Below are 18,392 nucleotides of genomic sequence, written 5' to 3' on the forward strand. Positions count from 1 at the left end.
TTCAAATTCCCCCGAGTTCCCTCACCTTCTTTCATCAGAAATCGAACATTTCCGACTGTCAACGCACAGTTTCAGAACGAATGCCCGAGAGTGGTGCTGCCGTGCCCCGGTCACGAGGACGGGCGGGCCCTGTCGGAACCTGTTGAGATCCGGCCGCCTCGCCGCTCACCCTCCCGGCCGGCCGGTGCCCCTGAGAAACGCGAAGAGGGCGGGCCGCGTACGTGGCCCGCCCTCTTCGTCACCTCGCGGCTACATGCTCACGGTCAGTTGACGTCGAGCTTGCGCTGGATGGCGATGAGGATGTTCATCATGTCCATCTGGCCCTTCTGCAGGTCGGAGATCTGTCCGTCGACCTTGTCGAACCCCGCGTCGACCTTGGCCTCGAGGCACTCCACCTTGACGCCGAGCTGGTCGACCTTGGTCTCGAGGCTCCCGACCCTGATCTCGAGGCTCCCGACCCTGGCGTCGAGTTGATCGACCTTGCTCTCGAGACGCCCGACCCTGGCGTCGAGCTTCTGGACCGTTCCATTCAGGCTCTTGACCTGGTTGCCGACGCCGTTGATGCGGCGGGTGAGGTCTTCGCCCATCATGAGCTGGTCGGTGCGGGTCTGGACGAACTCGTTGTGAACCTTGGTGGCGAACTCGACGCCGAGTTCCTCGATGGTGGCTTCCTTGATACTCACGATTGAATCCTCTACCTTTGTAGGTAGGGACCGGGGATTCAGTGTATCTCCGGTCCCGTGCTTTTCTTTGCCCCGAGGATACACCGGGAATCGGCGCCGGGAAGAGGGGAATCGAATGGAGATTCCCCTGTTCGGAAGGCATATAACTGGCCTGATTCGGAAAAATCCGCACATGTTGTGGCGGCTTATTCGTGAGAATATCTCGCTTTTTATCCGTGTTTATGTGTGCGAATCGGGCACTGCATTTTTCCCAAGGACCTAGCGCCCGTCGTACAATTTGTCGATCTCGCCGGAGAAGTCCCGCATCACCACGTTGCGCTTAACCTTGAGCGTCGGCGTCAGATGCCCGCTCTCCTCCGTGATGTCCGCGTCCAGGATCACGAACTTCTTGATCTGCTCGGCCTTGGACACCATCAGGTTGGCCCGGTCCACGGCACCCTGGATCTCGGCCCGCGTCGCAGGGTCCTCGCGCAGCCCCGCCACGGTGGAGCCGGCCGGCACGGCCTCGGGGTCGAGCGTGATCAGGGCCGCGACGAACGGCCGTCCGTCGCCCACGATCATGGCCTGGGAGATCAGCGGATGGGCGCGCAGCGCGTCCTCCAGGGGTCCCGGCGCCACGTTCTTGCCCGCCGCCGTGACCAGGATCTCCTTCTTGCGGCCGGTGATCCGCAGGTAGCCGTCGGCGTCGAGCTCGCCCAGGTCGCCCGTGTGGAACCAGCCGTCGGAGTCGATCACGTCGGCGGTGGCGGCGTCGTTCTCCCAGTAGCCGGTGAAGACGTTACGGCCCTTGGCCAGGATCTCCCCGTCGTCGCCGATGCGCAGCGTGACGCCGGGCAGCGGTTTGCCCACGGTGCCGATCTTGTTGGCGCCGGGCATGTTGACCGAGACGGGAGCCGAGGTCTCGGTCAGGCCGTAGCCCTCGAAGACCTCGATGCCGACGCCCTTGAAGAAGTGGCCGAGCCGATCGCCCAGCGCGGAGCCGCCGGACACCGCCGCCGACAGCCGGCCGCCGGTGGCCGCGCGCAGCTTGGAGTAGACCAGCCTGTCGAAGACCGCCCGCTGAATCCGCAGCCCGAGCGGCGCGCCACCCGAGCTCTCCGCCTTGCTCCAGGCCACCGCCACGTCCACCGCGCGGGCGAAGATCTTGCCCTTGCCGCCGGAGATGGCCTTCTGCTCGGCGCCGTTGTAGACCTTCTCGAACACGCGCGGCACGCCCAGCAGGAACGTCGGCTTGAAGTCCTGGAGGTCGGGGGCGACGTTCTTCATGTTGGGCGTGTGCGCGATGATCGCGCCCGCCTCGAACAGCACCACCTGGATCATGCGGGCGAAGATGTGGGCCAGGGGCAGGAACAGCAGCGCCGCCGGGTCCTTGCGCGCGAACAGCGGCTCCAGCGGCCCCCGCAGCACGTTGAGCGCGGTGAACAGCAGGTTGTCGTGGGTGATCCGGCAGCCCTTGGGCCGGCCCGTGGTGCCGGAGGTGTAGACGATCGTGGCCAGGTCGGACGAGCCGACCTGCCGCCTGCGCTCGTCGAGGTCGGCGTCGGTGACGGCGCCGGTCTCCAGCTCGCCGTCCACCCGCCACAGCGACTTCAGCCCGGGCGCGGCCTCCTTGACGGCCTCCTCGTGGGTGTCCAGCTCGACGAACGCCGCCTTGGCCGCGCTGTCCTCCAGGATCCACCTGACCTGTTCGGCGGAGGAGGTCTCGTAGATCGGCACGGTCACCGCGCCGGCGGCCCAGATGGCGTAGTCGACCAGCGTCCACTCGTACCGCGTCCGCGACATGAGCGCGACCCTGTCGCCGTGGCCGACACCCGCCGCGATCAGCCCCTTGGCCACCGCGGCCACCTGGTCGCGGAACTCGGCGGCGGTGACGACGGGCCAGCCGTCGCCGGCCTTGCGGCGCATCACCACGGCGCCCGGCTCCTGCTCCGCCCGGCGGAAGACGGTGTCGGCCAGACCCGCGGACGCAGGCACGTCGACCAGGACGGGGACGCTGTACTCGCGCACGAACTCAACTCCTCTTCGGGGACGGCCTGGACGTTACCGGCTGAAGTTACGCGCCGGTAGCTCCGTCATTGAGGCGTTATGAAGGGCATTTCTCACGCTAGCAGCAGCGGCTCTTAGGATTCCCCTCATGAAGGTCCATGTCGTCAGCGACGTCCACGGCAGAGCCGACGCACTGGCCAGGGCGGGTGACGGGGCGGACGCGCTGATCTGCCTCGGCGACCTGATCCTGTTCGTCGACTACGACGACCACGCGCAGGGCATCTTCGCCGACCTGTTCGGCGCCGAGAACGCCGAGCGGTTCATCGCCCTGCGCACGGCCAGGCGGTTCGACGAGGCCAGGGCCATGTCGGCGCGGCTGTGGGCGACCCTCGACGGCGATCCGCGCGAGCACATCGAGCGCAACGTCCGGGCCCAGTACGCCACCCTCTTCGCCGCCATGCCCACCCCCGCCTACCTCACCTACGGCAACGTGGACATCCCGCGCCTGTGGGCCGACTACCTCAGGCCCGGCCACCGGGTGCTCGACGGCGAGGTGGCGGAGATCGGCGGCCTGCGGTTCGGGTTCGTGGGCGGCGGGCTCAAGACGCCCTACCGCACGCCGTACGAGATCGCCGACGAGGAGTACGCCGCCAAGGTCGAGGCCGTCGGCGAGGTGGACGTGCTCTGCTGCCACATCCCGCCCGCGGTGCCCGAGCTGCTCTACGACGTGGTCGCGAGGAGGTTCGAGCGCGGCAGCGAGGCGACGCTGGAGGCGATCAGGCGCACCCAGCCGCGCTACGCCCTGTTCGGCCACGTGCACAACCCGCTGCACCCGCGCGCCAGGATCGGGCGCACCGAGTGCGTGAACGTGGGTCACTTCCGCGGAAAGGGCGTCCCGTATGCCATGGAATGGTGATCTGGCCGCCACCTCCACGGGTCCGCCGCGACCGGTGGTTTGTGCACTACGGTGTTCGCATGGCTGATCGCACCACTTCGAGCACCACCATCGGCGCCGGCCGCGCCGAGGTCATGGCGGTCATCGCGGACTTCCCCTCCTACCCGCAGTGGGCGGGCCAGGTGAAGAGCGCGGAGGTCCTCTCCCGCGACGAGGACGGCCGGCCGAGCACGGTCCGGTTCGCCCTGGACGCGGGCCCGATCAGCGACTCCTACACCCTCGCCTACGCCTGGCAGGGCGACGAGGGCGTCAGCTGGCAGGTGGCGGAGCCGGGCAGGATGGTCTCCGAGCTCAAGGGAAGTTACCGGCTGGCCGGCGCGGGCAGTGACACCGAGGTGACATACGAGCTGACGGTCGATCTCAGCGTCCCCATGATCGGCCTGATCAAGCGCAAGGCGGAGAAAGTGATCGTGGACACCGCGCTCAAGGGTCTCAAGAAGCGCGTAGAAGGCCGCTGACTTGAGCCCGCGCGTCCTGCTCTTCACCGGTAAGGGCGGCGTCGGCAAGACGACGGCCGCCGCCGCGACCGCCACGCTCGCGGCCCGCCGCGGCCTCAAGACGCTCATCGTCTCCACCGACACCGCCCACTCGCTGGCCGACGCGCTCGCGGTCGAGCCCGGCGAGATCGCGCCCGGCCTGCACCTGCGCCAGGTGGACACGCAGAAGACGCTGGAGCGCCACTGGGGCGAGCTGCGCGACTACGCCAGGGGCGTGCTGGGCGAGCTGGGCCTCGACGAGATCACCTCCGAGGAGATCACGGTCCTGCCCGGCGCCGAGGAGCTCATCGCCCTGCTCGAACTGCGCGAGCACGCCCGCGAGGGCCGCTGGGACGTGATCGTGGTCGACTGCGCCCCCACCGCCGAGACGCTGCGGCTGCTGGCCCTGCCCGAGGCGCTCGACTGGCACGTCTCCAGGCTCATGCCGGTCGGCCGCAAGGTGCTGCGGCTGGTCTCGCCGTTCGTGCGCAGCGTGGCCCACGTGAGCGCGCCCGGCGAGGACGTGATGAACGCGGGCGAGCGCTTCCACCGCGGCCTCATGGAGGTGCGCGAGCTGCTCACCGGCGACCACGCCTCCGTCCGGCTCGTGCTCACCCCCGAGGCCGTGGTCCTCGCCGAGGCCAGGCGCACCCTGACCTCACTCAGCCTGTACGGCTACCGCGTCGACGCCGTCGTCGCCAACCGGGTCTTCCCGGCCGGAGGCGCCGACGAGTGGCGCGCCCAGTGGGTGGCGGCGCAGTCGCGCCTGCTGGCCGAGGCGGAGCAGTCGTTCGCGCCGCTGCCCATCCACGTCGTGCCCTACCTGCCCGCCGAGCCGGTGGGCAAGGACGCGCTGGCCGAGGTCGGGGCCGCGATGTACGGCGACGCCGATCCGTTCGCCCCCCACTCCGTCGAGCCGCCGCTGCGGATGAGCGCGGACGAGCTGTCGCTGGCGCTGCCCGGCGCCGGCCGCGAGGACGTCGACCTGGCCCGCAAGGGCGACGAGCTCATCATCACGGCGGGCCCGTACCGCAGGATTCTGGCGCTGCCGGCGGCGCTGGCCCGCAGGAAGATCAGCGGGGCGGCGCTGCGCGACGGGGTGCTCCGCGTGACCTGGGCCGCACAGCCGTACGACTCCGGGAGCGAATCCGCGACCTGATGAGTTGAATGGATGAGCGACCCACAAGTCAGGGAGGGCCCAGCATGACCGAGAGCAACGACAGAGACACCGGCAGAGACACCGGCAGAGACACCGGCAGGGACACCGGCAGAAACACTGGCAGGGACACCGGCAGAGACAGGAACACCGCGGCCGGGGACACCAGGGACCCGATCGGCACGGTGGCCGACGAGGCGCGCAAGCTGTTCGACTCGATCCAGGGCCGGGCGACCCGCCAGGTCGGCAGGAGCGTGTTCAACTCCTTCACCGGCGGCGGTGGCCGCAGGGAGCGGGACGTGTGGGAGGAGGCCGTCTCCGAACCGCACGACGAGTACATCTGCCGCGCCTGCCCGGTCTGCCGGGCGATCGCGGCGCAGCGCGAGTCCGGCGGCGACGTCACCGGGCACCTGGTCGCCGCGGGCGGTGAGCTGTTCGCCGCCTTCCGCGGCGCGCTCGACGCCCTGGGCCGGCCCGCGACGCGCGACAGCAGGCCGCGCGACGACCGCGACGGACGCGATCGCGGCGACGTGGAACACATAGATCTGGGATAGAGGAGACACGGGGCATGCTCACGATCGGTGTCGACATCGGCGGGACGAAGGTGGCCGCCGGCGTGGTCGACGACAACGGCGAGATCGTCGAACACACGCTGAGGCCCACCGCCGCCGACCGGCCGGACGTGGTGGCCGAGACGGTGGCCGACGTCGTTCGCGAGCTCTCGCAGGGAAGAGACGTCGAGGCCGTCGGGGTAGGAGCGGCCGGGTTCGTGGACGAGACCCGGTCGATGGTGCGCTTCGCCCCCAACCTGGCCTGGCGCGAGGAGCCGCTGCAGAAGAAGATCAGCGGCATGGTCGGCCTGCCGGTCGTGATCGAGAACGACGCCAACGCCATGGCCTGGGGCGAGACCCGGTTCGGCGCCGGCCGAGGGCAGTCCCACGTGGTCTGCCTGACGCTCGGCACCGGCATCGGCGGCGGTCTGGTCTTCGACGGCGCCCTCTACCGCGGCCGCTGGGGGATGGGCGCCGAGCTGGGCCACATGCAGGTGCTGCCCGGCGGGCGGCTGTGCGGGTGCGGCAACGTCGGCTGCTGGGAGCAGTACGCCAGCGGCCAGGCACTGGTCAAGGACGCCAGGGAGATCGCCGAGGCGGAGCCGGAGCGGGCCCGCACCCTGCTGGGCCTGGCCGGCGGCAAGATCGAGGGCGAGGAGATCACCGAGGCCGCCCGGCTGGGCGACGAGGCCTCGCTGGCCGCCTTCCAAAGCCTGGGCGACTGGCTCGGGCAGGGCATGGCCGACCTGGCCGCCATCCTCGACCCCGGCTGCTTCATCGTCGGAGGCGGCGTCTCCCGCGCCGCCGACCTGTTCATCGACCGGGCCAGGGAGGCCTTCGGCGAGCGGATCACCGGCAGAGGGCACCGCCCGCTGGCCGAGATCAAGCTGGCCGAGCTGGGCGCCTCGGCCGGGGTGGTGGGCGCGGCCGACCTGGCCAGGCGGCGCTAGAACCGCAGCCCGTACGTGACGATCAGGATCGCGACCTACAACGTCCACGGGATGCGCGACAGCGTGCCCGCGCTGGGCCGGGTCATGACCGCCGCGCGCGCCGACGTGCTGTGCGTGCAGGAGGCGCCCAGGTTCGGCCGCTGGCGGGCCGGGCGCGCGGCCCTGGCCGCCGCGGCCGGCCTCGCCGTGGCCACCCCCGCGAGGACCGGCGGCGTGGCCGTGCTGACCGGCCGGCGCGTGCGCGTGCTGCACGCCGAGAGCCACGCGCTGCGCTCCTTCCTCGGCCTGGAGCGGCGCGGGCTGGCCGTCGCCGTGGTGCGCGCCGAGGGGGCGTGCCTGGCTGTCGGCTCGCTCCACCTCGACCTGCACCAGGCGGCCAGGATGCACCACGCCGCAGAGGCGATGGCGATCATGGAGCGGGTGGCGGCCCGCCACGACGCCGCGATCGTGCTCGCCGGTGACATCAACGAGCGGGCGCACCAGCCGGCCTGGCGTTATCTCGCCGGCCGGCTGGCCGACTGCTACGCCGTCGCGCCGGAAGGGGACGGGCTGACCTTCCCCGCGGACCGGCCGTCCGCGCGGATCGACGCCGTCTTCGCCGCGCGCGGGGCGAGCGTCCTGTCGTGCGGGGGAGTGGACGCGCCGGGCGCCGATCTCGCCGGGGCCAGCGACCATCTGCCCGTCGCCGCGGAGTTGCGACTTGGGCACTAGAGGGCAGAACAGGCTCTCCAGCCCGTAGCATTTCCTCATGACTCGTCGCTCTCAGCGGCGTGCGCTCTCCTTGATCTTGGCGACGTCCGTGGCCTTGACGCAGGTCACGCCCGCCGCGCATGCCGATCCCCGTCCCGCCCAGAGCGAGGCCCAGATCGAGGCGTGGCAGCAGTCGACCAGCGTCCGCCTCCAGCCCGACGGCTCGCTGTCCGACGTGCTGGCGATCTCTCCCACCGACGTGTGGGCGGTGGGGCAGCAGGAGATCTGGGACGTATGGAAGAACCGCGGCACCATCCGCCACTGGGACGGCGGCAAGTGGTCCGAGGTCAGCGTGCGCGACGCCACGGCCGCGGGCAACCTGCGCGGGCTGGCCGCCGCGTCGGCGTCCGACGTGTGGGCGGTCGGCGACGGGCACGACGGGGTCCCCTTCCTCGCCCACGGCGACACGAGCGGGTTCGACCGGCTCCGGCCGCAGGCGATGCGGGCGGGCGACTGGCTCGGCGGCATCGACGCCAAGTCGGGCAAGGTCGTGGCGGTCGGCAGCCGCGAGCGCAACGCGCTCATCCTCACCGGCCAGGGCAACTCCTGGACCGCGCAGGAGACCAAGGAGAAGGGCGCGCTCTACGCGGTGGCGGGCGGGTTCGCGGTCGGCGACACCGGTACCGGGCCGCTGATCATGCACAGCTCCGGCGGCACCTGGAAGTCCATGCCGGTGCCGTCCGTCCCCGGCGGCTACCTGCGCGACCTCCAGGTCGACAACTCCAAGCGGGCGCTGGCCGTGGGCGGAATCTACCGCGGGCCCGGCGAGATCTCGCCGCTCGCCCTGGCCTGGAACGGCAAGCGCTGGCGCCGGCTGCGGCTGCCCGGCGCCGAGGCCAGGATCTACGGGGTGACCGGCGACGGCAAGGGCCGCTACTGGATGACGGGCTACGACCCCGCCAAGGCCGCGGAGCCGTTCATGACGCGGTGCGAGAAGGGCCGCTGCGAGGTCATCAGGGGCGAGGCCAAGAAGGGCAGGAGCAGCGTACGGCTGCAGGCCGTGACCTACCTCGCCGGCAAGGGGACGGTGTGGGCGGTCGGGCACGCGGTCGACAAGGCCGATCGCTACACCGACGTCGTGGAGACGTTCGCGCCCAAGACGACCACCCAGAAGTCCTGAGAGACCCCGCGGGACTTCAGCGGACCTTCGGCGGACCACGCCGGCGTCCCGGTCCCGGCGCGCGTCCGGAGAACGGCGCCGGCGTCCGCGGCGCGTTCGCTAGAGGACCGCGCCGTCGTCCCAGCCCGAGTCGTTGGGCGGGCCGTCGCCCATGCGGACCACGAGCGCCACGAACCCGCCGATGAACGCCGCCACCGCGGTGAACAGCGCCCACCCCTCCATGTGCCAGCTGGCCATCGCCGCGACCAGGAGGTAGGCGGGGCCGCCGAACAGCGCCACCCACGCCAGCTTGGTCGCCAGGTCGACCTTGGGCAGCGGAGGCGGCGGCGGAGGCTCGAAGTGCCCCTCGTCCTCCTCGTCCTCGTCGTGGTCCCGGCCGGAGGGATCGTCCTCGGGATCGCGGCCGGAGGCGTCGTCGCCGTCCGCGTGCTCCGGCGGTTTGACCACCCGGCGGATCGGCTCGGCGGGGACGTTCTCGCTGTCCGGCCATGGCTGGTCGGCCGAGTCGCGCTCGGCTGTGTCGTTGAAGGACGCGACGATCTGCCGCCAGACCTCGTCCTCGTCACTCTGGGGCGTCACCTAGATGGGCCTCTCCGCAGCGATCGCGACTTCCCCCTGGGTGCGATCAGTCCCTCTGCAAGGGTACCGAGGCATGTGTCCGGATGAAGTCGAGGCTACCGGCAAAGATCCTGTCGGCATCGTTGTCCAGCGTCGCAACATGGTAGCTATCGGTAAGCTCCTCGATCGTGGCCTGCGGGACCTTCGCCCGGATGATCGCGACACTCGCGGGCTTGACCACATGGTCCTCCGTACTGTGGAAGACCAGCAGCGGTTGTGTCACCTTCGCCAGGTCGGCCTGCACCAGCGACCACAGGCCGGGCAGCGAGGCCGCCGCCTTCACCGGGGTGCGGGTGTAGGCCAGCTCTGTCACACCGGGCTTCTTGACGTCGTTGGCGACGCCGGGGACCGACGCGACGAACCACTTGAGCAGGGGGGCCAGCCGCAGCAGCGGCACGTCGAGGGCGATCGACGGGTTGACCACCATCACGCCCCTGATGGCCGCGCCGTGCACCTCGGCGAGTCGCAGCGCCAGGCAGCCGCCCAGCGACAGCCCCGCCACGAACACCTCCGCGCACCGGCCCTGGAGGTCCGCGAACGCCTTCTCCACCTCGGCGTACCAGTCCTCCCAGCGCGTGCGGTTCATCTCCTGCCACCTGGTGCCGTGCCCGGGCTGGCGGGGCAGCGAGACGCTGACCCCGTGCCCGGCCAGGTACTCGGCCCACGGTCGCAGCGACTGCGGCGTCCCGGTGAAACCGTGGCACAACAGCACGCCGATCTGACCCGCGTCGTGGTGGTAGGGCTCCGCGCCTGGCATGAGCGGCATAACAGCTCCTCTGTGCTGTTTCATTCCGGCAATTTCCTCCAGAACGGCCCGATCGTCGCATGTTTCGAGGTGTTTGTGCGAGAGGTGATGTAGGAGCATGGCCGTCAAGGTGGGAAGATGACTCTGCCCGCCGGCGGATGACGGCCGGACGAAGTGCCCGCAGGACGACGTGCGCAGGAAGAGGTGCCAGGTGTTCTACTGGGTGGTCAAGGCCATCTTGGGGCCGTTCCTCCACCTCGTGTTCCGGCCGTGGACCGAGGGCGGCGAAAACGTGCCGAAGCAGGGGCCCGCGATCCTGGCCGGCAACCACCTGTCGTTCGCCGATCACTTCTTCGGCCCGCTGCAGATCCGCCGCAAGGTCATCTCGCTGGGCAAGGCCGACTACTTCACCGGCAGCGGCGTCAAGGGCTTCTTCACCCGGCTGTTCTTCAGCGGGGTCGGCACCGTGCCGATCGACCGCTCGGGAGGCAAGGCCAGCGAGGCCGCCCTGCGCACCGGGCTGCGCATCCTGCGCGAGGGCAACATCCTGGGCATCTACCCCGAGGGCACGCGCTCGCCCGACGGCCGCCTCTACAAGGGCAAGACCGGCGTCGCCCGGCTCGCGCTGGAGTCGCGGGTGCCGGTGATCCCGTGGGCGATGGTCAACACCTACGAGATGATGCCGCCGGGGCGGCCGCTGCCCAAGCTGGGCATCCGGCCGGGCGTGAAGTTCGGCAAGCCGCTCGACTTCTCCCGCTACTACGGCATGGAGGACGACCGGCTGGTGCTGCGCGCGGTGACCGACGAGATCATGTACGCGCTGATGGAGCTGTCGGGGCAGGAATACGTCGACAAGTACGCCGCCAGCGCCAGGGTCGAGATGGAACGCGCCGCCCGCGCCGCGGCGGCCAAGCACTAGACCCTAGGGTCAGGGCGGTGACTTTCGCAGGCTCCGTGGGCCCGCCTGAGGCGGTCACACGGAGGAGCGTAAGGCCTCCTCCGACTTGCGCATCGCGCTCGTCATGGCGCGCAGCTCCTCGCGGCTGAGCCGGTCGATCAGGTATTCGCGGACGATCTCCAGGTGGCCGGGCGCCACCCGTTCCAGACAGCTCATGCCCGCCTCGGTGAGCACCGCCAGCACGCCGCGGTCGTCGGACGGGCAGGTCGCCCGCCTGACCAGGCCCGCCTTCTCCAGCTGGGTGATCTGGTACGTCAGCGCGCTCTTCGACGCGACGACGCCCCTGGCCAGCTCCGTCATGCGCAGCTGGCGGCCGGGGGCGTCGGCGAGCCGCACCAGGATCTCGTACTGCGGGTGGGTGAGCCCGGCGGCGGCTTTGAGCTGCTCTTCGATGCGCCGTTCGAGGAGGTGGGAGGTGGACAGGAAGGCGCGCCACGCCGCCATCTCGGTCGCGTCCAGCCAGCGGGGGTCTGTCCGGGGGTCCGTCACCGCATCAGTGTACTGTCGTTCGAATTTGAACGACCACTGCTAGAGTTGTCGTTCAAATTCAAACAATCATCGAGGAGAGCGCATGGTGGATCAGGCGCGTCCCGTCGTCCTGCTGCTCGCCAGGATCGCCGTCGGGGTGATCTTCCTGGTGCACGGCTACCAGAAGTTCGCGACCATGGGGATCGCGGGCACGACCAAGTTCTTCGAGTCCGTCGGCATCCCGCTGGCCGGCCTGGCGGCTCCGGCCGTGGCCGTCCTGGAGATCGCGGGCGGGCTGGCGCTGATCCTGGGCGTGGCGCTGCCCGTCGCGGGCGCGCTGCTGGCCCTCGACATGATCGGCGCGATCGTCTTCGTCCACGGCGCCAACGGGCTGGCGGGCGAGGGCGGCTACGAGTTCGTGCTGGCGCTGGCCGCGGCCAGTCTGGCCGTCGGCTTCACCGGGGGCGGCGCGTTCGCCCTCGACCGCGTACTCGGCCGCCGCCGCGGCACCGCCCCGGCCATCGCATAGCCGCCGGAACCCGACGCCCAGGACCCGCGCACTCACCCGTGCGCGGGATCCCGCGGTGAGCCTGCCGGCGGCTCAGGCTCAGGCCGGTCGTTAGGGGGCTTCCACCACGGATCCGGCGGCTTGATCCAGCCGGGCGCGCGGTGCTTCGGTAGCTCCGCCGGCGGCTCAGGTCAGCCGGGCGCGGATCTGGGCGATGTACTCGGGCGTCGTACGGCAGCAGCCGCCGATCAGCGACGCGCCCGCCCGCTGCCACTCCACGGCCGCCACGCCGAACTCCACCGGGTCGGCCAGGCCCAGCCAGCGACGGCCGGCCGCGTCCCACGTCTCGCCCGAGTTCGGGTAGACCACGACGGGCAGGCCACCGGACAGGCACGAGATCAGCCCGGGCAGGTGGCGGGGCGCCGTGCAGTTCGCGCCGACCGCCACCACCTGCGGATTGCCCATGAACAGCGCGGCGGCCCGGCGGATCGGCGTGCCGTCGTTGAGCCGCTCGCCGTCGCGGCAGGAGAAGCTCACCCACGCCTTCACCTCGGGCGTGCTCCGCAGCAGCCTGTCCAGCGCCCGCGCCTCCGGGTAGGACGGGATCGTCTCGCAGGCCAGGAGATCGGCCCCGGCCGCCGCGAGGATCTCCCAGCGCGGCAGGTGCCAGGCGTACAGGCCGTCCTCGTCGAGGTCGTAGTCGCCGGTGTATTCGGCGCCGTTGGCCAGGTAGGCGCCGTACGGGCCCACCGAGGCCGCCACCAGCCCCCGCCCCGCCTCGTCGCGGGCCTGCCCGGCCAGCTCGACCGACAGCCGCAGCAGCCGGGCCGCCTCGGCCGCGTCCAGCCCGCGCCGCGCGAAACCCGGCAGCGAGGCCTGGTAGCTGGCCGTGGTGGCGACGTCGGCGCCGGCCGCGAAGTAGTCGGCGTGCACGCGCCTGATCAGCTCCGGCTCCTCCAGCAGCAGCCGCGCCGACCACAGCTCGTCACGCAGGTCCGCGCCGAGCCTTTCGAGCTGCGTCGCCAGCCCGCCGTCCAGGACAAGTGTCGTCACTTATCCAGGGTATGTGCGGCATGACCACCCCCGGAACGCGACGATCACACGGCCGGGCAGGTCAGGCCGTTCCGCAGCAGCCCCACCGTGATCGCCCGGCACCACCGGACACGATACTCGCGTGAAGGCCCCACCTAGCCTTCCGGTGCGAGCTGCCCTGGAGAGCGGGGGCTCCCTGCCGGACGTCCGGTCGAAGCGGGCTCACGGGGGAGGGGCGGGCACGGCGGCGAGGCGGGCCAGGAGGCGAGGGTCGAGCACGACCACCTCACCCGCGCCGATCTCGATCAAGCCCCGGCGCTCGAACCCCCGCAGAGCCCGGTTGACGCTCACCCGCGTCGCGCCGATCTCGGCACCCAGACCGGCCTGCCCGCCGTGCAGCGGCACCCGGCCGCCCGCGCAGCGCCGTACCAGCCAGGAGGCCACCCGCGACGGCACGTCCCGCGTCGCCGCGTCCAGCAGCCGCTCGTCGAGATCCCGTACGGTGGCGGCCAGCGTGCGCAACATCCGCGCCGCCACGGACCGCTCGGAGGCGACCAGCTCCATCACGGCGGCGCGCGGCAGGTAGGCGACCCGCACCGCCGTCATGGCCGTGCGCGTGGCCCGGTGCGTGCCGTCCACCAGCAGCGCCGTCTTGTCGAACGCGACCGGGGCCGCCTCCACGGTCAGGACCACCTCCCTGCCCTCCGCGCTCACCCGCCCCGCCTTGACCCGCCCCTCCAGCAGCACGATCAACTGATCGGCCGGATCGCCCTCGGTGCACAGGACCTGCCCGGCCGCGTACCGCCGCGCGCGGGCCACCGCCTCCAGCGCGCGCAGCCGCTCCTCGCCGAGCCCGCCGAACATGGGCAGACCGGCCAGTGTGTACGTCATGTATCCCGTGATACACCACCCCCGTGACCCGCGATGCTGACCGGCCGGGTCACCGCGCCCTAACGTGACGGGGCATGGCGAGATACGTGGTGCACATGTCCTTCGACGGCGACCCCCGGCGGCTCGCGGCCCGCCCCGCCCACCGGGAACACCTGCGCCGCCTCAAGGAACAGGGCCGGCTGGTCACCGCCGGCCCCTGGACCGACGACAGCGGAGCCCTGCACGTCTACGAGGTGACCGACGAGGCGGAGCTGCGGGACATCCTCCAGCGGGACCCGTACACGGCGGTGGACGGCTACAAGATCGAGCTCCTACGGGAGTGGAGCCCGATCATGTAGCCGCCCGCCGCGCCGTCAGCCGCGCTTCCAGAACGGCCCGCGCCGCCTGCCGCCGGTTTCGGGCGGAGCGCCATCGCCGGACTCGCGGTGACCGGGGCCGGAGCCAGGACCCGTTCCCGAGCCGGAGCCGGCAGCAGGACCTACGCCAGAGCCGGCGGACCGGCGATTGGTGCCGAGGAGCGTGGTCAGGACCTCGACGGCGTGGTCGTGCAGGGAGCGCGCGTCGGCCCCTGGCCGCTCCGCCGCCTCCAGCTCGCCGGCCAGCCGCTCCAGTTCCTCGTGACCCCCGAGGTAGGCGGCCAGCGCCGCCAGCCGGGTGCCCAGGTCGGCCAGGTACAGCAGGTCCGGCAGAGGCAGGGCGTTGAGGCGGTCGAGCTCGGCGGCCAGCTGGGGACGTACCGACTCCAGCCGGTGCCCCGCGCGCCCGCCCGCGGACCCCGGCCGGGGGACGGACCCGCCTCTGCCCCTCCCCACGTACGGAGGCGCGGGCACCGGCGGCCCGCCGAAGGTAGGCGCGCCCCCGCCGAACACGGGCCCGTTCTCCGGCCCACCGGACGCGGGCACGCCTCCAGGACCACCGGGCCGGCCCTCCGGTGCGCCGCCGCCGACGAATCCCTGGTCCAGTTCGGCCATCCCAGGCACCGCCGGCATCCGCATCCGGGGCGCGGGCGGAGGCGCCGAGGCCAGCATCACGCCGGCCGCGAAACCGCCCATCGGCGGCGGCGCCGGCATCTCCCAGCCGCTCGGCGGCTCGACCGGCTGGATCACCCGGTGCTCGGGCCCCTCGCCGGCGACCTGCCTGGTGTCGACGGCCACGTACGCGGTGAAACGGCAGAGCACGCCGTACTCGAGCGACGTGCGCACGATCTGCTCCTCCAGGCCGTGCTCGCCCATGGCGTAACGGTCCTCCAGCTCCCGCAGGTGGGCGCGGGCCCAGACGGCGCCTACGGCCGGATTGTCGACCGTCACGCCCTCGGCCCGCTCCTCCCACGGCGTGCCCGCCGCCATCCCGCGCACGGTGACCGACGAGCCCTCGCGGTGGCGTCCGTACGCGCGCAGCGGCACGCCGGGGAAGATCGAGCCGAGATGGGTGACCGTGCCGGGCTCGACGTCCAGATCCTTGATCTCCAGGTCGGTGACCAGCGGCGCGCCGATCCGGCGGTGGATGTGCTCCATGGCCGCGTCGAGGCGGTCCTCCGACTCGACCAGCTCGCACCGGCCCGCGCCGAGCCCGGCCAGCCGGCCGAGGAACCCGGCGTTCACCGCCCTGTCGATGCCGACCGTGTGCACGCGCATGGCCGACAGCGCGCCGCCCGCCTGCTCCAGGATCTGGTCCTCGTTGCCCACCTGGCCGTCGGTGACCAGCACCACGACGCGTTCGCGCCCGCTCTCGCCGTCCAGCAGCGCGATGGCCTGGCGCAGCGGCTCCAGCAGCTCGGTGCCGCCGCGGGCGTCCACCCGGGACAGGTGCTCGACCGCGCGGTAGCGGTTGCGGTCGGACGCCTGCGCCATCCCCTCGAACGCCTGCTCCACCACGGAGTCGAAGGTCAGCACCGCGAACCGGTCCTGCGGCGTCAGCGTGTCGACGATGCGCGCGGCCGCCCGCCGGGCGCACACCATCTTCCAGCCGCCCATGCTGCCGGACCGGTCGAGCAGCAGCACCAGGTCGCGCGGGGTGCGCGGAGCCGGCAGCGGCGGTGGGAGCACGGTGAGCGCGAACGTGCCCCGGCCGTCGAGCTGCAGCGCCGTTGAGGCGTCGAACGACAGCCGCAGCACGAAGTCGCGGTCGAGCCGCTCGCCGGGACGCACGCGTACGGTACGGATCGCCTGATCGGGCCCGCCGGTCTCCTCCTCCACGACGTACAGGCTGGAGGCGAGCTCGCGCAGCTCCAGACCGGCGGCGTCCACGCGCGCGGTCAGCGACAGCCGCACCGGGTCGGGGAAGCCGGGCAGCAGCACGGGAGGGCTGATCCTGGAGGCGTCGGGGACCGCGCCGGTGTCGGGCGCCGTGCCGTCACCGGCCGGCGGCCCGTCGATCGGCCGGCCGGGGATGTAACGCGGCGCCACGACCAGCGGGAACCTGAACGTGGCCGCGCCGTCCTCGTACGGCAGCGGCTGACTCATCGACAGGCTGACCGTGACGCGCTCGCCCGGCAGGATGTTGCCCACCCTGATCGTGAACACGTCGGGCCGCTCCTCCTCGGCGATGGCCGCCCGCCTGCCCTCGCGCAGCGCCCGGTCGTAGTCGGCCCTGGCCTGGCCACGCTCCTTGAGCACGCCCTCGACCACGCGGTCGTCGGCCTCCATCCGGAACGCGGTGACGGCCGCGCGGTCGGGCAGCGGGAAGACGTACGTCGCCTCCAGGGTGACGTCGAACGGGTTCCTGAACCCCTGCGTGACCTCGACCCCGGCGATGAGTCCCGAGATGTCCGCGGCCACGTCCACGCTCTCCAGCGGCAGGTTGCCGCGCTCGGTCAGCAGCGCGCCGAACCCGGCGTCCGGCACCGGCACGCACCGCGCGGGCTCCAGCGAAGTGATCTTCATATCAGCTCCCTCTCTTCGAGCACCGCGAGCAGCGGTCCCGCCGCCGCCAGCACCGCCTGAACGTCCTCCTCCGACGGAACCCGCCCCGCGTCCAGCACGAGCCGCACCCCGTCGCCCAGCCTGACCCCCGTAACCACCCGGCGACCGTCCCCCTCCCGCCGCGCCGCCTTCGCCGGGGTGGGCGTACCCGCCGCATCCGGCCGCTCGGCCCAGAACCGCCCACGCCCCGCCCGCCCGCCGTCCCCCAGCAGACCGCCTTCCACGCTCCTGTCCTCACGGGACACGCCATCCAAGAAGGCACCATCCGGGTACCCGGAATCCACGGATCCGCTCCCAAGGGATGCGCCATCCGGGGATGCGCCGTCTACGGGTCCGTTCTCCAGGGACGCGCCATCCAGGGCTGCGTTGCCCGAGGACGTGCTGCCCGGAGAAGCGCCGTCCAGAGACGCGATGTCCGAGGATGCGGCATCCGAGGATGTGTTGCCCGGGGGCACAGCATCCCGGGATGCACTGCCCGGAGAGGCGCCGCCCCGGGATGCGGCATCCAAGGGCGCGGCATCCAGGGACGTGCTGCCCGAGGATGCGTTGCCCCGGGTGGCGCTGTCCGGAGGGGAGCCCGCAGGGGAGGGGTTGTCTCGGAAGGTGGCGGTCTTGGGGTCTGGTGGGTGGGCCAGGTTTGCCGCTGACTCCAGCATGCGGTCCGTGGCTCCCGCCAGGGCCGTCTGGATTTCGGCGATCGAGCGGCCGGCGGCCTGTAGTCGTTTCACCGCCACCAGCTGCAGCAGGTGCCGCCGCCCGTAGCGGGCGATCCGGCCGCGCCGGGTCAGTGGCGGGTCGACCAGCCCGATGGTCGTGTACCACCTGATCAGCCGCTCCCCGGGCACGTCGCGGACCCGGCCGTTGGCAGGAGGCGGCGCGCCGTCGCGCAGGGCGCGCGCCGCGTGCTCGGCCAGCTCGCCGATCGTCCAGGTGTCACTCATACGACCACACTGACACTGTCACTATTACACTGTCAACTACGGAAAATGTGGGAAGAACCACCCCAAATAGGACGTTGATCCAGGTGTAAAGCCCACCCCTCGGGGAGGAGAACAGCATGGCTACGATCACCGGCCCACTTTCGGGCGATGCAAAGAACACCGTCGCGGAAGCCCTCCAAGGCGCCCTGGTGGATCTGATCGATCTGTCCCTGGTCGCCAAGCAGGCACACTGGAACCTCGTCGGTTCCCACTTCCGCGCACTCCATCTCCAGCTCGACGAGGTCACCCAGCTGGCCAGGACCCACATGGACACCATCGCCGAACGCGCCGTCGCCCTCGGGATCAGCCCGGACGGCCGTTCCGCCACGGTCTCCCGTTCCACGAAGCTGCCTCAGCCGGAGAGCGGCTGGATCGAGGACGGCAAGGTGGCGGCGACGATGACGGACATCCTCGACGGCATCAGCAAGCGCATGTACGAGCGCATCCAGGCCACCGAGGAGGCCGACCCGGTCAGCCAGGACCTGCTGATCGCGGTGACGCAGGAACTGGACAAGCAGCACTGGATGTTCCAGGCCCAGCGCTGATGCGGGGGCGGAAAGCCCGGGCTCGCCAGCCCGGGCTTTCGCATGTCTGGAGGTCGGGGCGCCCGTGTCGAGGTGTTCGCGTGCCCTCGGCTGCAAGTG

At 71.5% G+C, this 18,392-nt stretch carries 20 protein-coding genes; 11 read left to right on the plus strand and 9 right to left on the minus strand.

Features of this window, described 5'->3' with window-relative positions; genetic code table 11:
* Positions 1-263 precede the first annotated feature (263 nt).
* Together B0I32_RS26590 and B0I32_RS26595 are read right to left on the minus strand one after the other, a co-directional pair.
* The gene (locus B0I32_RS26590) at positions 264-683 is read right to left on the minus strand and encodes a coiled-coil domain-containing protein (protein WP_106244428.1); all 420 of its coding nucleotides are present in this window, start codon (positions 681-683) and stop codon (positions 264-266) included.
* A 258-nt stretch (positions 684-941) separates the two neighbouring features.
* Complete coding sequence (locus tag B0I32_RS26595; protein ID WP_106244430.1) at positions 942-2,690, minus strand: AMP-dependent synthetase/ligase; 1,749 nt, start codon at positions 2,688-2,690, stop codon at positions 942-944.
* Between the two features lie 127 nt (positions 2,691-2,817).
* On the opposite strand from B0I32_RS26595, the gene B0I32_RS26600 reads away from it, so the two are divergent.
* From B0I32_RS26600 to B0I32_RS26630, 7 genes are all read left to right on the plus strand, one after another.
* Positions 2,818-3,585: a metallophosphoesterase family protein gene (locus B0I32_RS26600; RefSeq protein WP_106244431.1), complete on the plus strand. Its 768-nt coding sequence runs from the start codon at positions 2,818-2,820 to the stop codon at positions 3,583-3,585.
* 59 nt (positions 3,586-3,644) lie between these two features.
* Positions 3,645-4,082, plus strand: a complete 438-nt coding sequence (locus tag B0I32_RS26605) for an SRPBCC family protein (RefSeq protein ID WP_106244433.1) — start codon at positions 3,645-3,647, stop codon at positions 4,080-4,082.
* 1 nt (position 4,083) lies between these two features.
* A complete protein-coding gene (locus B0I32_RS26610) occupies positions 4,084-5,259 on the plus strand; it encodes an ArsA family ATPase (protein ID WP_106244435.1) in 1,176 nt (391 codons plus the stop codon).
* A gap of 44 nt (positions 5,260-5,303) precedes the next feature.
* Positions 5,304-5,810 (plus strand): DUF5304 family protein, encoded by a 507-nt coding sequence (locus tag B0I32_RS26615; RefSeq protein ID WP_106244437.1) that lies wholly within the window; start codon positions 5,304-5,306, stop codon positions 5,808-5,810.
* Positions 5,811-5,824: 14 nt separating this feature from the next.
* Positions 5,825-6,757, plus strand: a complete 933-nt coding sequence (locus B0I32_RS26620; RefSeq protein WP_106244439.1) for an ROK family glucokinase — start codon at positions 5,825-5,827, stop codon at positions 6,755-6,757.
* Positions 6,758-6,772: 15 nt separating this feature from the next.
* A complete protein-coding gene (locus tag B0I32_RS26625; RefSeq protein WP_106244441.1) occupies positions 6,773-7,468 on the plus strand; it encodes an endonuclease/exonuclease/phosphatase family protein in 696 nt (231 codons plus the stop codon).
* A gap of 88 nt (positions 7,469-7,556) precedes the next feature.
* On the plus strand, positions 7,557-8,627 hold the full coding sequence (locus B0I32_RS26630) for a hypothetical protein (RefSeq protein ID WP_245956042.1): 1,071 nt from the start codon (positions 7,557-7,559) through the stop codon (positions 8,625-8,627).
* A 99-nt stretch (positions 8,628-8,726) separates the two neighbouring features.
* Here B0I32_RS26630 and B0I32_RS26635 read toward each other — a convergent pair whose 3' ends face one another.
* Together B0I32_RS26635 and B0I32_RS26640 are read right to left on the minus strand one after the other, a co-directional pair.
* Complete coding sequence (locus B0I32_RS26635) at positions 8,727-9,206, minus strand: hypothetical protein (RefSeq protein ID WP_106244442.1); 480 nt, start codon at positions 9,204-9,206, stop codon at positions 8,727-8,729.
* A 46-nt stretch (positions 9,207-9,252) separates the two neighbouring features.
* Positions 9,253-10,011 (minus strand): alpha/beta hydrolase, encoded by a 759-nt coding sequence (locus B0I32_RS26640; RefSeq protein ID WP_106244443.1) that lies wholly within the window; start codon positions 10,009-10,011, stop codon positions 9,253-9,255.
* 190 nt (positions 10,012-10,201) lie between these two features.
* On the opposite strand from B0I32_RS26640, the gene B0I32_RS26645 reads away from it, so the two are divergent.
* On the plus strand, positions 10,202-10,909 hold the full coding sequence (locus tag B0I32_RS26645; protein ID WP_106244445.1) for a lysophospholipid acyltransferase family protein: 708 nt from the start codon (positions 10,202-10,204) through the stop codon (positions 10,907-10,909).
* Between the two features lie 54 nt (positions 10,910-10,963).
* Here B0I32_RS26645 and B0I32_RS26650 read toward each other — a convergent pair whose 3' ends face one another.
* On the minus strand, positions 10,964-11,437 hold the full coding sequence (locus B0I32_RS26650) for a MarR family winged helix-turn-helix transcriptional regulator (RefSeq protein ID WP_245956043.1): 474 nt from the start codon (positions 11,435-11,437) through the stop codon (positions 10,964-10,966).
* Between the two features lie 82 nt (positions 11,438-11,519).
* On the opposite strand from B0I32_RS26650, the gene B0I32_RS26655 reads away from it, so the two are divergent.
* Entirely contained in the window at positions 11,520-11,945 is a 426-nt protein-coding gene (locus tag B0I32_RS26655; protein ID WP_106244446.1) for a DoxX family protein, read from the plus strand.
* Between the two features lie 165 nt (positions 11,946-12,110).
* Here the strand turns inward: B0I32_RS26655 and mmuM are convergent, their stop codons facing one another.
* Positions 12,111-12,977, minus strand: a complete 867-nt coding sequence (gene mmuM, locus B0I32_RS26660; RefSeq protein WP_106244448.1) for a homocysteine S-methyltransferase — start codon at positions 12,975-12,977, stop codon at positions 12,111-12,113.
* 201 nt (positions 12,978-13,178) lie between these two features.
* Positions 13,179-13,847 (minus strand): Crp/Fnr family transcriptional regulator, encoded by a 669-nt coding sequence (locus tag B0I32_RS26665; RefSeq protein WP_106244450.1) that lies wholly within the window; start codon positions 13,845-13,847, stop codon positions 13,179-13,181.
* A 74-nt stretch (positions 13,848-13,921) separates the two neighbouring features.
* Between B0I32_RS26665 and B0I32_RS26670 the strand changes: the two genes are divergently transcribed.
* The gene (locus B0I32_RS26670; RefSeq protein WP_106244452.1) at positions 13,922-14,185 is read left to right on the plus strand and encodes a YciI family protein; all 264 of its coding nucleotides are present in this window, start codon (positions 13,922-13,924) and stop codon (positions 14,183-14,185) included.
* Positions 14,186-14,200: 15 nt separating this feature from the next.
* On the opposite strand, the gene B0I32_RS26675 is transcribed toward B0I32_RS26670, so the two are convergent.
* Positions 14,201-16,729, minus strand: a complete 2,529-nt coding sequence (locus B0I32_RS26675) for a VIT domain-containing protein (protein WP_106244453.1) — start codon at positions 16,727-16,729, stop codon at positions 14,201-14,203.
* Positions 16,726-17,709 carry a helix-turn-helix domain-containing protein gene (locus B0I32_RS58985; RefSeq protein WP_106244455.1) on the minus strand — a complete coding sequence of 328 codons (984 nt, stop codon included), beginning with the start codon at positions 17,707-17,709 and terminating at the stop codon, positions 16,726-16,728. Before B0I32_RS58985 ends, B0I32_RS26675 begins: the two co-directional genes overlap by 4 nt.
* Before the next feature lie 116 nt (positions 17,710-17,825).
* Here B0I32_RS58985 and B0I32_RS26685 point away from each other — a divergent pair, with 116 nt between their 5' ends.
* Positions 17,826-18,293, plus strand: a complete 468-nt coding sequence (locus B0I32_RS26685) for a Dps family protein (RefSeq protein WP_106244456.1) — start codon at positions 17,826-17,828, stop codon at positions 18,291-18,293.
* Positions 18,294-18,392: the final 99 nt, after the last annotated feature.

It is taken from the genome of Nonomuraea fuscirosea (assembly GCF_003001935.1).
GTDB lineage: Bacteria > Actinomycetota > Actinomycetes > Streptosporangiales > Streptosporangiaceae > Nonomuraea > Nonomuraea fuscirosea.

Excerpts from the sequence above, each read along its gene's own strand:
- B0I32_RS26600 (WP_106244431.1), top strand. The coding sequence starts at position 2,818 with ATGAAGGTCCATGTCGTCAGCGACGTCCACGGCAGAGCCGACGCACTG.
- B0I32_RS26605 (WP_106244433.1), top strand. The coding sequence starts at position 3,645 with ATGGCTGATCGCACCACTTCGAGCACCACCATCGGCGCCGGCCGCGCC.
- B0I32_RS26615 (WP_106244437.1), top strand. The coding sequence starts at position 5,304 with ATGACCGAGAGCAACGACAGAGACACCGGCAGAGACACCGGCAGAGAC.
- B0I32_RS26620 (WP_106244439.1), top strand. The coding sequence starts at position 5,825 with ATGCTCACGATCGGTGTCGACATCGGCGGGACGAAGGTGGCCGCCGGC.
- B0I32_RS26640 (WP_106244443.1), bottom strand. The coding sequence starts at position 10,011 with ATGCCGCTCATGCCAGGCGCGGAGCCCTACCACCACGACGCGGGTCAG.
- B0I32_RS26655 (WP_106244446.1), top strand. The coding sequence starts at position 11,520 with ATGGTGGATCAGGCGCGTCCCGTCGTCCTGCTGCTCGCCAGGATCGCC.
- B0I32_RS26665 (WP_106244450.1), bottom strand. The coding sequence starts at position 13,847 with ATGACGTACACACTGGCCGGTCTGCCCATGTTCGGCGGGCTCGGCGAG.
- B0I32_RS26670 (WP_106244452.1), top strand. The coding sequence starts at position 13,922 with ATGGCGAGATACGTGGTGCACATGTCCTTCGACGGCGACCCCCGGCGG.
- B0I32_RS26675 (WP_106244453.1), bottom strand. The coding sequence starts at position 16,729 with ATGAAGATCACTTCGCTGGAGCCCGCGCGGTGCGTGCCGGTGCCGGAC.
- B0I32_RS58985 (WP_106244455.1), bottom strand. The coding sequence starts at position 17,709 with ATGAGTGACACCTGGACGATCGGCGAGCTGGCCGAGCACGCGGCGCGC.
- B0I32_RS26685 (WP_106244456.1), top strand. The coding sequence starts at position 17,826 with ATGGCTACGATCACCGGCCCACTTTCGGGCGATGCAAAGAACACCGTC.